At 72.9% G+C, this 13,069-nt stretch carries 12 protein-coding genes; 3 read left to right on the top strand and 9 right to left on the bottom strand.

From position 1 onward, the window contains the following. Positions 1-436: 436 nt before the first annotated feature. Both IH61_RS0101435 and IH61_RS0101440 read right to left on the bottom strand, forming a co-directional pair. The gene (locus IH61_RS0101435; protein ID WP_031063615.1) at positions 437-1,132 is read right to left on the bottom strand and encodes a response regulator; all 696 of its coding nucleotides are present in this window, start codon (positions 1,130-1,132) and stop codon (positions 437-439) included. Continuing rightward, positions 1,129-2,250 (bottom strand): sensor histidine kinase, encoded by a 1,122-nt coding sequence (locus IH61_RS0101440; protein WP_158844510.1) that lies wholly within the window; start codon positions 2,248-2,250, stop codon positions 1,129-1,131. The genes IH61_RS0101435 and IH61_RS0101440 overlap by 4 nt, the downstream gene beginning before the upstream one ends. Before the next feature lie 398 nt (positions 2,251-2,648). Between IH61_RS0101440 and IH61_RS0101445 the strand changes: the two genes are divergently transcribed. Beyond that, positions 2,649-3,227 carry a hypothetical protein gene (locus IH61_RS0101445; RefSeq protein WP_234326980.1) on the top strand — a complete coding sequence of 193 codons (579 nt, stop codon included), beginning with the start codon at positions 2,649-2,651 and terminating at the stop codon, positions 3,225-3,227. Positions 3,228-3,242: 15 nt separating this feature from the next. On the opposite strand, the gene IH61_RS0101450 is transcribed toward IH61_RS0101445, so the two are convergent. Further along, positions 3,243-4,214: a DMT family transporter gene (locus IH61_RS0101450; protein WP_031063626.1), complete on the bottom strand. Its 972-nt coding sequence runs from the start codon at positions 4,212-4,214 to the stop codon at positions 3,243-3,245. A 517-nt stretch (positions 4,215-4,731) separates the two neighbouring features. On the opposite strand from IH61_RS0101450, the gene IH61_RS0101455 reads away from it, so the two are divergent. Both IH61_RS0101455 and IH61_RS0101460 read left to right on the top strand, forming a co-directional pair. After that, positions 4,732-5,439, top strand: coding sequence for a peptidylprolyl isomerase (locus IH61_RS0101455; protein WP_234326981.1), 708 nt, complete (start codon positions 4,732-4,734; stop codon positions 5,437-5,439). Positions 5,440-5,606: 167 nt separating this feature from the next. Further along, a complete protein-coding gene (locus IH61_RS0101460; RefSeq protein ID WP_031063632.1) occupies positions 5,607-5,936 on the top strand; it encodes a MazG-like family protein in 330 nt (109 codons plus the stop codon). Positions 5,937-6,054: 118 nt separating this feature from the next. On the opposite strand, the gene IH61_RS0101465 is transcribed toward IH61_RS0101460, so the two are convergent. The 6 genes from IH61_RS0101465 to IH61_RS0101490 all read right to left on the bottom strand — a co-directional run bounded on the left by IH61_RS0101465 (position 6,055) and on the right by IH61_RS0101490 (position 12,959). Next, a complete protein-coding gene (locus IH61_RS0101465) occupies positions 6,055-7,359 on the bottom strand; it encodes a geranylgeranyl reductase family protein (protein WP_051836126.1) in 1,305 nt (434 codons plus the stop codon). Positions 7,360-7,500: 141 nt separating this feature from the next. Then, positions 7,501-8,196 carry a demethylmenaquinone methyltransferase gene (locus IH61_RS0101470; protein ID WP_031063636.1) on the bottom strand — a complete coding sequence of 232 codons (696 nt, stop codon included), beginning with the start codon at positions 8,194-8,196 and terminating at the stop codon, positions 7,501-7,503. A 190-nt stretch (positions 8,197-8,386) separates the two neighbouring features. Then, on the bottom strand, positions 8,387-8,974 hold the full coding sequence (locus tag IH61_RS0101475; RefSeq protein ID WP_031063639.1) for a hypothetical protein: 588 nt from the start codon (positions 8,972-8,974) through the stop codon (positions 8,387-8,389). A 285-nt stretch (positions 8,975-9,259) separates the two neighbouring features. Then, positions 9,260-9,967, bottom strand: a complete 708-nt coding sequence (locus IH61_RS0101480) for an imidazolonepropionase-like domain-containing protein (protein WP_031063642.1) — start codon at positions 9,965-9,967, stop codon at positions 9,260-9,262. Positions 9,968-9,981: 14 nt separating this feature from the next. After that, positions 9,982-11,202 (bottom strand): cyclic dehypoxanthinyl futalosine synthase, encoded by a 1,221-nt coding sequence (gene mqnC / locus IH61_RS0101485; protein ID WP_051836087.1) that lies wholly within the window; start codon positions 11,200-11,202, stop codon positions 9,982-9,984. Positions 11,203-11,291: 89 nt separating this feature from the next. Beyond that, positions 11,292-12,959 carry a serine/threonine-protein kinase gene (locus IH61_RS0101490; protein ID WP_031063650.1) on the bottom strand — a complete coding sequence of 556 codons (1,668 nt, stop codon included), beginning with the start codon at positions 12,957-12,959 and terminating at the stop codon, positions 11,292-11,294. Positions 12,960-13,069: the final 110 nt, after the last annotated feature.

Consider the following 13,069-nt stretch of genomic DNA (forward strand, 5'->3'; position numbering starts at 1 on the left):
CTGATGCCCTCGCGCCCTACCCTCTGTCCCTTGGCGGGAGCCCTTTTCCCTTCCCAAGGCCCGCCACATCTCGGCGGGACCCTCCTTTTCGGGCCGGCCGGTCCCAGCACGCGGCCATCGCGCGCTCATTCACTGGCGTCGTCGCGCTCCCGCGCGACCGCGCTCCCGCATCCCTTGGCGCCCACGCTCCCGCGTGCCCTGATGCCCTCGCGCCCTACCCTCTGTCCCTCGGCGGGAGCCCTTCTCCCTTCCCGGGGCCCGCCCCTTCTGGGCGGGCCGCTCCTTTTGGCGCGGCCCTCTGTCCCCGGCCCGCTTCTCGGGCCTGCGCTCGCGTTGCGGCGCTTCGCTCCCGCCTCTCCTATCCCTGTCTTCCCTGCGCCGCCTTTCCAGCGGGCCTGTCTTGAATCCGCCCTCGCTCCTGCGGGCCAGGGGCCGGCTACCGGTTGCCGACCGCCTGTTCCCACACCCAGGCCGCGATGCCCACCCGGTTACGGGCACCGAGCTTGCGCTGGATGTTGGCGAGGTGGTTCTTCACCGTCCCTGGTGAGATGAACAACCCGGTGCCGATCTCGGCGTTGGTCGCGCCGTCGGCCACCAGCTCAGCGATCTCCCTTTCTCTCGCGGTCAGTTCCTCCTCCGGGCCGGCTATCAAGGGCCCGGTCACAGCGGGACCCATGCCTGCCCCGGGCCGAGCGTCCTTCTCCGTCACCGCCATGTGCCGCAGCAGCCGCACCGTGACCTGCGGGCTGATCAACGCATCCCCGGCCATCGCCGCTCGGACCGCCTCGATCAGCAGCACCGGCCCCGAACGCTTGAGCAGGAACCCCGCCGCACCGTGCCGTAGAGCGGTGTGCACGTACTCGTCCAGGTCGAAGGTCGTCACCACGACGACCTTGCACTGGCCCTCCAACTGCCGCGTCACCTCCAACCCGTCGAGCTTCGGCATCCGGATGTCCGCGAGCACCACATCGGGTTTCAGCCGCTTCGCCTCCTGCACCGCCGTCTCCCCGTCCGCCGCCTCCGCCACCACCGTCATGTCCGGTTGGGCGTCCAGCATCATCCGGAACGCGCTGCGGACATCCGCCTGGTCGTCGGCGATCAGGACTCGGATCGGCCCCACACCAGTCCTCATACGTGCGTCTCCCTGCTACTCGCCTGATCTTGCTTCTGCGCCGGCCGCTCCCGGCCGCGGCGGGCTGCGCCCTCCATGGGGAGGGAGACCGAGACCCGCCAGGAGTCCCGCTCGTGCGGGCCGGCTTCGAGTGATCCCCCGAGGGCCTCCACCCGGGCCGTCAGCCCTGGCAGTCCGCTCCCGCCTCCCCGGCGTGGTCGCTCCGGGGCCTGGTCACGGCCGTCGTTGGTCACGGTCAGCTCCAGCCAGCCGCCCGTGTGCCGGGCCCGGACCTCCACGGTTCGGGCGACCGGGGCGTGCCGCCTGACGTTGGTCAGCGCCTCGACGACGATCCGGTGGACCGTCCCCTCGACCTCCCGGGGCACCGGTTCGTCCGGCAGCTCCAGTCGGACTTCGGTGCCGCCCGCCGCCGTGAACTGCTCGGCCAACTGGACGAGTTCGGCCAGACCGGGCTGCGGGCCGCGGTCGGCGCCGTCCTCGGTGCGCAGCAGCTGGACCGTCCGGTCCAGCGAGGCCAGGGCCCGCTGCCCGGCCTGCTCTATCCGCTCGAACATCTCGACCGCGCGGGCGGGGTCGATCGCCGCCAGGTAGGCCCCGGCCTGGGCCTGGGCGACCATGCCGCTCACGTCGTGGGCCACGAAGTCGTGGAGGTCGTGGGCCAGTTCGAGCCGCTGGGACCGCTTGGCCTCGGCCACCGCGCGGTGCCGGGCCTCCTCCAGGCCGCGCAGGTAGAGCCCGATGAGGATGGCCGGCAGCGACAGGAGGGACCCGAACCCGAAGAGGTCGAGCGCGTCGAGCGGCCCGTCGGCCAGGCCGAACCGGGAGGGCCAGAGCGCCACCGAGCCGCAGGCCGTCCAGACCGCCAGAGCGCAGCGCAACCCCTCCTCCGCCCGCAGGGTGAGGACCACCAGGAGTAGCAGGCCGGCCACCTCGGCCAGGCCGACCGCGCCCGGCCACCGCTGCGACTCCGACCAGCGGCCGGCGATCCAGACGCAGATCGTGACCACTGCGGAGACTGCGCCGAGCGTGGCCGTGACGGCCGTCATGCCGTATCGCTTGCTCGCCGGACGGGCGAGCAGCAGCAGGAGCGGAAGAACTGCCGACAGGATCTGAGACATGGTCACCACCTCTCTTCGTGTGCCGACAGATTACGACAGGCGTGAGGCGGTCCGCTTGTGCCGATCGGCATATTTCACAGGGGTGTTGAGCTGGGGTGATGGGCCGATCGGCACTGCCGGGAGGCTCTGGGCGGCGGCCGGTCTCGAGTCCTCGCGCCGGAACGCGGTGGCCGGCTCGGGAGGGGGTTCGGCCCGCGCGTGGCAGGACCACCCCTTCACGTCCTGTCGGCACACGCTACGCCGGTCTTGAGGCTGCTCCATGTGCCGATCGGCATATTCCGAGGGCTGGTTGAGCAGCGGGAACAGCCCGATCGGCACTGCCGAGGGAGCCTGATGAGCGGTCAATCTTTAGTCGTCGGACCGGCGGAAGGAGCTGGTCCAGGGAGGAGTCCACTGCGATGACGAAGCTCATGATCAAGGCCCGGGCCACTGACCACCTGCGCGGGACCGCTGCCGAGCTGCAGCCCGCGCCGCGCTGGGTCGAGGTGGCGGCCAGGGCGGCCGCGCTGACCGCCGTGCCCTCGGGGGTGTGGCGGACGTTGTTCGGGTTCGGTGTTCCGGTCGGTTTCAGCGGTGCCACGCTCGACGCCTTCGCCGAGCACCAGCCGGGTTGGGGAACGGTGTACTGCGTGGTGTTGAGCGCGCTGGCGGAGACGCTGGCGTTCCTGACCATGGGTCTGGTCCGACCCTGGGGGCAGGTGGTGCCCCGCTGGATACCGGTGCTCGGCGGTCGGCGGGTGCATCCCCTCGCCGCGATCGTCCCTGCCCTGGCGGGCTCGGTGATACTCACCGCGCTGGGGGCGCTGGCGCTGCTCGGCGGCTGGGCGCACAACATGGCGGATCCGGACTCGCCGCACGGCCTCGGCGGCGTGGTGATGACCCTGGCCTATCTGCCCCTGGTCTTCTGGGGGCCGCTGCTCGGCATCGTCGCCATCGACTACGCCCGGCGGGCTCGGCGGCGGCTGCAGCAGCGGTGACGGCGGTCTCGAGGGTCAGGCGGGGACGGACGCCGGTGCCGGCTCGGCCCCGGCTGCGGGGGCCGGGGCTCGGTCCGGGGCCGGGGCGGTACGGCGGCCCCACTCCGTCGCCACCAGCACCAGCGCCCCGCCGAGCAGTGCGAGCGGTCCCATCCGGTTGCCGGCGATGGTGATGCCGAAGACGGCCGCCCAGAGCGGTTCGGTGCCGAGCAGCAGGCTCACCCGGGACGGCGAGGTTGCGCGCACGGCCCAGGTCTGAACGAAGAAGGCGAAGAGCGTGCAGAACAGGGAGAGGTGGAGCAGCCAGGCCCACTGGCCGGGTCCGTACGAGCGGGCGAGGGTCCAGGGAGCGGGCCCGGCAGACAGGGCGACGACGGCGAACACGGAGGTTGCGGTCGCGAGTTGGACCCAGGTGATGGCGAGCGTGTCGGTGGCGCGGACGGCCCTGACCCGGGCCGTGGCGAGGACGTATGCCGAGCGGACGAGGGCGGCGCCCAGGATCAGCAGGTCGCCGAGGGTGGGCGGGCGCAGCCCGCCGTCCCCGGTCAGGAGGGCCACGCCGAGGACGGCGAGCCCGGCCGCCGCGAGGAAGGCGCGTGGTGGTGGGGTGCGGCGCAGGGCGCTCTCTCCGAGCGGGGTGAGCACCATCGCGAGGCTGATGATGAGCCCCGCGTTGGTGGCGGAGGTTTGCACCGCGCCGTAGGTCTCGAGCAGGAAGATTCCGCTGAGGCCGAGGCCCAGGCCGACGCCGCCGAGCCATTCGGCCCGGGTGAGGCGGCGCAGTGCGGGCCAGGCGACGGCGCCGAGGAGAGGCAGCACCAGGCCGAACCGCAGGACGAGCATCGCCACCACCGTCCCGGGCTCGGCGACGCGTTGGACCGCGAGGAAGCTCGACCCCCACACGACCGCCACGAGGAGGACGGGCAGGTCGCGCAGCATCGACGAGGACGACGAGGACGACGAGGGCACGGACAGGGAGGCAGGCATGAGGAAGAACCCTCCGAGCGGACGGAACCGGCGGGCGCGAGTACCGTACGGCGTCGGACGGACCCAGATGTCGGGCGGGAGGCCCGGTGGGGAGCGGGGCGGAGCGTGGAGTCGGGGTGCGCCATCTTCGCGCATGGGCCCGCCGGTGATCAATGCCCATTCCGGGCCGCTGCGGGTCAGGCAGCGGGCCGACCGTTCGCCTCGGCACTCCGTGAGGCTTCGGCAGGGGTGGCGGGCCTGAGGAGCGGGCGCGTCCGGTGAGGGGCGGGCAGGGCTGGACGGCGCCGGGCCGAGACGGGCGGCACCGGGCAGGACCGGCATCGCCGGGACGGGGCGCCGTTGGAGGGGACGGCGCCGCGCCCGGTGACGGCGGGTGGTGGTCGCTGCTGCGGCCGGAGCAGCGGCCGCCGTCCACCGGGAAGCCCACCGGGCGCTCCGGGCGCTCCGGGCAATCGGTTCACCAAGAGGCCCGTCCGGCCCTCTACCGGAGGATCATCCGGCCGTGGATGATGCCTCCATGACAATCCAGCCGTCCACCACCCCACGGAAGGCCCGTCACATGAAGCGCAAGCACTGGGCAGTGGTCGCAGTCGCCACTGTGCTCCCGCTCGCCGTGAGCACCGGTACGGCCGTCGCGGACGCACCCCGGTCCGCGGGCGCGCCCACCGCCTGTACCTACACGCCTGCCGTGCCCGCCGACAACTTCAAGGGCATCCCCGTCTTCGACCCCGAGGAGGCCGCGGAGCCGTACCACGCGACGCTGAGGACGAGCCAGGGTGCGATCACCTTCGAGGCCCTGACGGACAAGGCGCCGTGCACCACCTTCTCGTTCCGATTCCTGGCCGAGAACGACTACTTCGACCGCACCCACTGCCACCGCCTCACCACCCAGCGGCTGTTCGTGCTGCAGTGCGGGGACCCGACCGGGACGGGCAGCGGCGGCCCCGGCTACTCGTTCCCGGACGAGAACCTGACCGGCGCCACCTACCCGGCCGGCACGGTCGCGATGGCCAACGCCGGCCCGAACACCAACGGAAGCCAGTTCTTCTTCGTCTGGAAGGACACCAAACTCTCCCCTGCCTACACCCCGTTCGGCCGGGTCACGGCCGGACTGGACGTCCTGCAGAAGATCGCCGCCGGCGGCGAGGACGACCAGAACAACCCCGGCGACGGCTTCCCCAACCTGCCCGTGAACATCCGCCACGTGAAGATCCGCACCAACTGACGCGTCGCGGCCGACCGGAGCCGCAGCCCGGCACCCCGCCCCCGGTGCCGCGGCACCGCGGCTCACCGACACCGCGGCTCACCGGCACCGCGGCACACCGGCCGCCCTCTGACCGCCGCTCCCGTACGGTGGCAGCACCGACCACACCGCACGGGAGCAGCGTTCGCATGGACAGCCGGATCTGGGAGAGCGTCGACCACATGGTCGCCTGGCTCGACGAGGAGAGTACGCAGTCACCCCAGGAGGAGCGCCTGTTGCGGCTCCTCAAGCTCTCGGAGGAGGTGGGAGAGGTCGGTGCGGCGGTGATCGGTGCGACGGGCCAGAACCCGCGCAAGGGTGTCACCCACACCTGGGAGGACGTCCAGCACGAGCTCTGCGACGTCGTGTTCACCGCGCTGGTCGCGCTGCGGACGCTGACTCCCGACGCGGCCCGGGTGTTCGCCGAGCGCCTGGCCTACGTCGAACGGCGCTCGGCCGCCTCCCGCGACACCGCGTAGCCCACGCCCGAGGGCGCCCCACAGAGCGCGGGCCTGCCGACCAGGAACCGGCGGGCCCGCCCCTCCCCGTCCGACGACCGTCCGAGGACCAGTCGATGACCCGCCGACGACCGACCGCCTAGGCGTTCGGCGCGACCTTCGCCAGGCCGTTGATGATGCGGTCCATCGCGTCGCCGCCCTGCGGGTCGGTGAGGTTGGCGAGCAGCTTGAGGGTGAAGCGCATCAGCATCGGGTGGGTGAGCCCGCGCTGGGCGGCGAGCTGCATGACCTTCGGGTTGCCGATGAGCTTCACGAAGGCGCGGCCCATCGTGTAGTAGCCGCCGTACACGTCCTTGAGGATGCGCGGGTACGCCTGCAGGGCGCGCTCGCGTCCGGTGGCGGTGACCCGGGCGTGGGCCTGCACGATGACCCCGGCGGCGATCTGGCCGGATTCCATCGCGTAGGCGATGCCCTCGCCGTTGAACGGGTTGACCATGCCGCCGGCGTCGCCGACGAGCAGCAGTCCGCGGGTGTAGTGCGGCTGCCGGTTGAAGGCCATCGGCAGGGCGGCGCCACGGATCGGGTCGGTCATGTTCTCGGGCGTGTAGCCCCACTCCTCGGGCATGCCGGCGCACCACGCCTTGAGGACCTCGCGCCAGTCGAGTTCGCCGAAGGCGGGCGAGGAGTTGAGGATGCCGAGGCCGACGTTGGAGGTGCCGTCGCCCATACCGAAGACCCACCCGTACCCGGGCAGCAGCTTGCGCTGGCCGCCACGGGTGTCCCACAGCTCCAGCCAGGACTCCAGGTAGTCGTCGTCGTGCCGGGGCGAGGTGAAGTACGTCCGGTAGGCGACGCCCATCGGCCGGTCCTCGCGGCGGTGCAGGCCCATGGCGAGGGAGAGCCGGGTCGAGTTGCCGTCGGCGGCGACGACCAGCGGGGCCCGGAAGGTGACGGGCCGCTTCTCGTCACCGAGCTTGGCGGTGACGCCGACGATCCGCCCGGTGCGCTCGTCCAAAACCGGCCCGCTGACGTTGCAGCGCTCGTAGAGCCGGGCGCCGGCCTTCTCGGCCTGGCGGGCCAGCACCTCGTCGAAGTCGGCGCGCTTGCGCACCAGGCCGTAATCGGGGAAGGAGGCCAGCTCGGGCCAGTCCAGCTCCAGCCGGACGCCGCCGCCGATGATGCGCAGGCCCTTGTTGTGCAGCCAGCCGTTCTCGGTGGAGACATCGATGCCCATGTCCACCAGCTGCTTGGTGGCGCGCGGGGTCAGGCCGTCGCCGCAGACCTTCTCGCGCGGGAAGGCGGTCTTCTCCAGCAGCAGCACGTCCAGCCCGGCCTGTGCGAGGTAGTACGCGGTGGTGGACCCGGCCGGTCCCGCGCCGACCACGATCACGTCCGCGGTGCTCTCGACCGCGGCGCCCTCCCCCGAGGCGTCCGGCTTCGTCAGATCGGCTGCTGCGGTCTCGGACACGGTGGGTACTCTCCTGGAACTGCGGACGGAACTGCGGCGGGGGCGGACGAACACGGGGCGAACGAAGAACAGCGGGGGAAGGGAAGGGGGGTGTCGCGGGCAGTCTACGGCCGCTCGCTAGGCGACCTTGTACGCCCGGTGCACGGCCACGATGCCGCCGGTCAGGTTCCGCCAGGCGACCTTGGACCAGCCGGCCTCCTGCATCAGCGCGGCCAGCGAGGGCTGGTCGGGCCAGGCGCGGATGGACTCGGCGAGGTAGACGTACGCCTCCGGGTCGCTGCTGACGGCGGTGGCCAGCGGGGGCAGGGCGCGCATCAGGTACTCGGTGTAGACGGTGCGGAACGGCGTCCAGGTCGGCGTCGAGAACTCGCAGACCACCACCTTGCCGCCGGGCTTGGTGACCCGGAGCATCTCGCGCAGTCCGGCGACGGTGTCCTGCACGTTGCGCAGCGCGAAGGAGATGGTGACCAGGTCGAAGGTGTCGTCGGCGAAGGGCAGCCGGCCGGCGTCGCCGGCGGTGAAGGCCAGTTCGGGGTGGCGGCGCTTGCCCTCCGTCAGCATGCCGACGGAGAAGTCGCACGGGACGACCTTGGCCCCGGCCTCGACGAAGGGGATCGAGGAGGTGGCGGTGCCGGCTCCGAGGTCGAGCACGAGGTCGCCCGGTCCGGCGGACACCGCCTCGGTCACCGCCCGGCGCCAGGCGCGGGCCTGGCCGAGGGAGAGCACGTCGTTGGTGCGGTCGTACTTGGCTGCGACGTCGTCGAACATCGCGGCGACTTCACGCGGCTGCTTGTCCAGAGAGGCTCGGGTCACGACCCCATTGTTCACCCTGTGACGCGGAGCCCGACCAAGGGGGCACGCCAACGCGGCACACGAACCGAACGAGCGAAGCAACCCGAACGAGCAAACCGAACGAACGAACCGAACGAGCCACGCAAACGAACGACACGCACGAACGACACGAACGAAGCAAGCAGACGAAGCGACGGCCGGAGCCCCCGCCTCAGTGCAGCCCGCGCCGCCCGCCCGCCCGGCGGCGGCGCCGGGAGCGCTTGCCCTGCGTTATCGCGGGCATCCCCTCGGCCAGTGCCCCGGTCGCGAGCGCGAGGTTGGCGGCGAGCCGCCCCTGCCCGCTGCGGACGGCGACGGCCCGCCGGTGCCGCCGGATGCGCACCACGCAGATCAGGAAGGCCACGACGGCGACCGGCACGCTGAAGCGGGCCAGCCCCACGCCGACCGGCTGCGGGTAGGTGTCGCCGCAGATCCGCACCGCGCCGGGGTCGTCGGCGGCGTGCTCCAGGCAGATGGTGTCGCCGAGCCTGGTGCCGTCCGCGAGCGGCAGCGCGGCCGCGGTGTGCGGCTGGCCGGACGCGCGGTAGCTGACGGCGCTGTAGCTGCCGCCGCCGGTGGGCAGCTGGGTAACGACGCCTTCGACTCTCACCGGGTGGGCCTCGATCCGGTCGGCCTGGTCGGCCTGGCGCCAACCGAGCAGGCACATGCCGACGGCCAGCACGGCGCTGAGCACGGCGGCGAGGTACCAACCACGGCCCAACCGCGGGATGCGCGGCGGGGGGACGGTCGCGGTTCGCATGGTTCCTGTCCTGGCTTGCCTTCGGGGCCTGGGACGTGGCCCCGCCGCCCGCGGGCACGGGCGGTGGTGTGGTGAGGGTACGGGAGTGAGCTGTTCGGGATCGTATCCGCTGGCGGGCCCTCAGGTCACGGCGAAGCGGCAATCACCCCCCGCCCGGGAGACCGGAGTTCGGGAGCACACGAAGGAAGTGCCGTCCCCCGCAAGGGAATCCGACTACTGATGAGTACGTCACACTCGGGCCCGCAAGAACGTCCGAAGCCCGGGAGCAGACCCGCGCCGGGGGTCTCAGCGCCGCCGGTACACCAGTCGCCCGCCCAGCACCGTGGCCAGGCACCCGCCCGCCGCCGGCTCGGCCGAACCCTCCCCCGGGAACGAGCCTTCCCCCGCAGCCGCGCCATCCCCCAAGGACGCGCCCTCCCCCGTGGACGAGCCCTCCCCCACAACGGCGAACACCGCGAAGTCCGCCCGTCCGCCGACCTCCACCCGCCCGGACACGGCCTGCGGGAACGGCAGCCCCGCCAGCGGGTCCAAGGGTCCGGAACCATCGACCCCGACCGCAGGAACCACCACGACCCCCGACCGCGCCACCGCTGTGCGCACCGAGGCCCGCTCGAAGGGCCCGGCCACCGCCGTCACCCCGTACCCGAGCATCCGCTGCAGCCCGCGCCGCGCGCTGGCCCCGCACCGCACCTCGTCCGTGCAGCCGACCAGGCCGTCCGTCACTGGCTCGGCCCCGACGCCCTCGCGCGGGTCCGGGTGATAGTCGCGCTCCAGCAGCCGGTGCCCGTACGGCTGGAGCAGCCCGGGCGCGAGCACCGAGCCCGCACCCCAGTCCCGTACGCGCGCGCCGGGGTGCGCGCCCGCCATCGCGGTGTACGGCCCGAGCGCCACCACCGTCTCCCCATCGACCACCACCGCCCCGTCCACCACGACCGAGGAGGAGGAAGCACCCGGAGAGGGCAGCACGAACGCCGCCCGGTGCAGGGTCAACACAGCGGCACCGGCCCTCAGTTGTCCAGGATCTTGAGCTCCGGGTGCGCCGTGCCGCCCTCGATCGCCGTGGAGGCGATGTGCGAGGCGACGCGCGGGTCGACCGGGTCGTTCGCCGGGTCGTCCAGCACCCGCAGGTGCTCGTAGGTGGTGGAGCGCTGCGCCGGGACGCGGTCGGCGGCGCGGATCAGGTGGATCAGCTCGGTGAGGTTGGAGCGGTGCTTGGCGCCGGCCGCCGAGACGACGTTCTCCTCCAGCATCACCGAACCGAGGTCGTCCGCCCCGTAGTGCAGCGACAGCTGGCCCGCCTCCTTGCCGGTGGTGAGCCAGGAGCCCTGGATGTGGGCGATGTTGTCGAGGAAGAGCCGGGCGATGGCGATCATGCGCAGGTACTCGAAGACGGTGGCCTGCGTCGAGCCCTTGAGGTGGTTGTTCTGCGGCTGGTACGTGTACGGGATGAACGCGCGGAAGCCGCCGGTGCGGTCCTGCACGTCGCGGATCATCCGCAGGTGCTCGATCCGCTCGGCGTTGGTCTCGCCGGTGCCCATCAGCATGGTGGAGGTGGACTCCACGCCGAGGCCGTGGGCGGTCTCCATGATCTCCAGCCAGCGCTCGCCCGACTCCTTGAGCGGGGCGATGGCCTTGCGCGGCCGCTCCGGGAGCAGCTCGGCGCCGGCGCCGGCGAAGGAGTCGAGGCCGGCCTTGTTGATACGGGTGATGGCCTCCTCGACGGAGACTCCCGAGATCCGGGCCATGTGCTCGACCTCGGAGGCGCCCAGCGAGTGGATCACCAGCTGGGGGAAGTCGGCCTTGATCGCGGAGAAGGCGCGCTCGTAGTACTCCACGCCGTAGTCGGGGTGGTGCCCGCCCTGGAACATGATCTGGGTGCCGCCGAGTTCGACGGTCTCGGCGCACCGGCGCAGGATCTCGTCGAGCTCGCGGGACCAGCCCTTGTCGCTCTTCGGCGGCACGTAGAAGGCGCAGAACTTGCAGGCCGTCACGCACACGTTGGTGTAGTTGATGTTGCGCTCGATGATGTACGTCGCGATGTGCTCGGTGCCGGCGTAGCGGCGGCGGCGCACCGCGTCGGCGGCGGAGCCGAGCGCGTGCAGCGGCGCCGAGCGGTACAGGTCGAGCGCCTCCTCCGGGGTGATCCGGCCGCCGGCGGCGGCGCGGTCGAGCACGGCCTGCAGGTCGGTGCTGGACGCAACGAGGGCGGTGGCTGCGAGCTCGGTCACCTGGCGGCCTTCTCTCTTCTCGGGGGCGGACGACGGGGCGTCCGGGTACGGCCGAACCAGCCTACGCCAGCTCATTTCGGCCACCGGCGTCAGCCCGTCGCACCCTGCCCCGGCGTGGCTCCGTCCACCTTGTGCAGGGTGCCGGACGGGTTGCCGCCGGGAGGGTCGGCGGAGGTGAACCGGAGGGTGCCGTCGCTCTGGAGGGTGAGGGTCTCGGCGTTGGAGCCGCTGGTGCAGGCGCCGGGGATGGAGGAGTGGGTCAGCCGGGACTGGAAGACGATCTTGCTGTCGGAGACGGACTTGAGCGTCCACACGCCGTCGCAGCTGATCGAGATCAGTCCGGAGATGCCGTTGCGGCTGGTGGCGCCCTCCTGGCCGACGGCGACGGAGCGGACGGTGACCGTGGTGGTCCCGGCGGACAGGCCCTTCTCGGTGACCATGTCCCCGCGCCAGGTGCCCACGAACGCGGCCGGCACCGCCCCACCCGCCCCCGAAGCGGAAGCCGAAGGAGACGGGCTCACCGGAACCGGCTGCGGCGTCACCGTCGACGTCGGCCCCGCGACGGGCCCCACCGGGCCGTCCGTGTGCAGCCAGGCGTACAGCCCGTACCCGCCCCCGGCGAGCAGCACCGCCAGCACCCCCGCCGCGACCCCCGCCACGGCCCCGGTCCGTCTGCGCCCCCGCACCTCCCCGGAAGCCGCGTCCGCCACAGCCCCCGTCCCGGTCCTGGTCCCGAATCCCGCCCCGCCCCCGGCTCCTACGCCGCCCCCGACTCCTACTCCGCTCCCGACCCCGACTCCGCTCCCGACCGCCGGCTCCGAATCCGGAGGCCCCCCGGAGGGAGCCTCCTCCTCCCCTTCCAGGTCCAGCAGCCCCACCGCCGCCCGCCCCACCCCCGCCGACAGCGCGGGCGGCAGCCAGGCGCCCTGCGACAGCCGTCCGGCCGCGGAGCCGTCCGGGTCGAGCAGGATGCGCAGCTGCCGCGGGGTGGGCCGGTCGGCCGGGTCCTTGGCCAGGCACCGCAGGACGGTGGCGCGCAGCGGCCCGGTCAGCCCGGAGACGTCCGGTGCCTCGTGCAGGACGCGGTAGAGCAGGACGGCCGCGCTGACACCCTCCCCGAACGGGTGAATCCCGGTGGCGGCGAAGGCGAGGACGGCGCCGAGCGAGAAGACGTCCCCGGCGGGGCCGACGGTCACCCCGTTCGCCTGTTCGGGCGACATGAAGCCGGGCGAGCCGACCACGTACCCGGACTGGGTGAGCCCGCTGCTCGCGTCGAGGGCGCGGGCGATGCCGAAGTCGATGAGCCGGGGGCCGTCGAGGGTGAGCAGCACGTTGGACGGCTTGACGTCGCGGTGCACGAGGCCGAGCCCGTGGACGTGTCCGAGCGCCTCGGCGAGGCCGACGCCGAGGGCCCGTACGGAGGGTTCGGGCAGCGGCCCGGAGTCGCGGACGGCGGTGCCGAGGGCGGGGCCGGCGATGTAGCCGGTGGCGACCCAGGGCTGGGGGCCTTCGGTGTCGGCGTCGAGGACGGGCGCGGTCCAGGTGCCGCCGACGCGGCGGGCGGCGGCGACCTCCCGCCGGAACCGGTCGCGGAACTCGGCGTCGTCGGCGAGTTCGCCGCGCACCACCTTGACGGCGACGGTGCGCCCGCCGGCCGTGCGGCCGAGGTAGACGCGGCCCATCCCGCCCGCGCCCAGCCTCCGCAACAGCCGGTAGGCGCCCACCTGGCGGGGGTCGTCCGCTTCCAGAGCCCGCATGCCCTTACGCTCCCCTCGCTCGCGTCGCCCCACGGGCGCGCCGGGAGCAGGCCCCCCGCTCCCGGGGCAGACCGTACCGGGCCCGGGCGTCCTGGCACCGACCAACCCGC

It is taken from the genome of Streptomyces sp. NRRL WC-3742 (assembly GCF_000720635.1).
In the GTDB taxonomy this organism is placed as follows: Bacteria; Actinomycetota; Actinomycetes; order Streptomycetales; family Streptomycetaceae; genus Kitasatospora.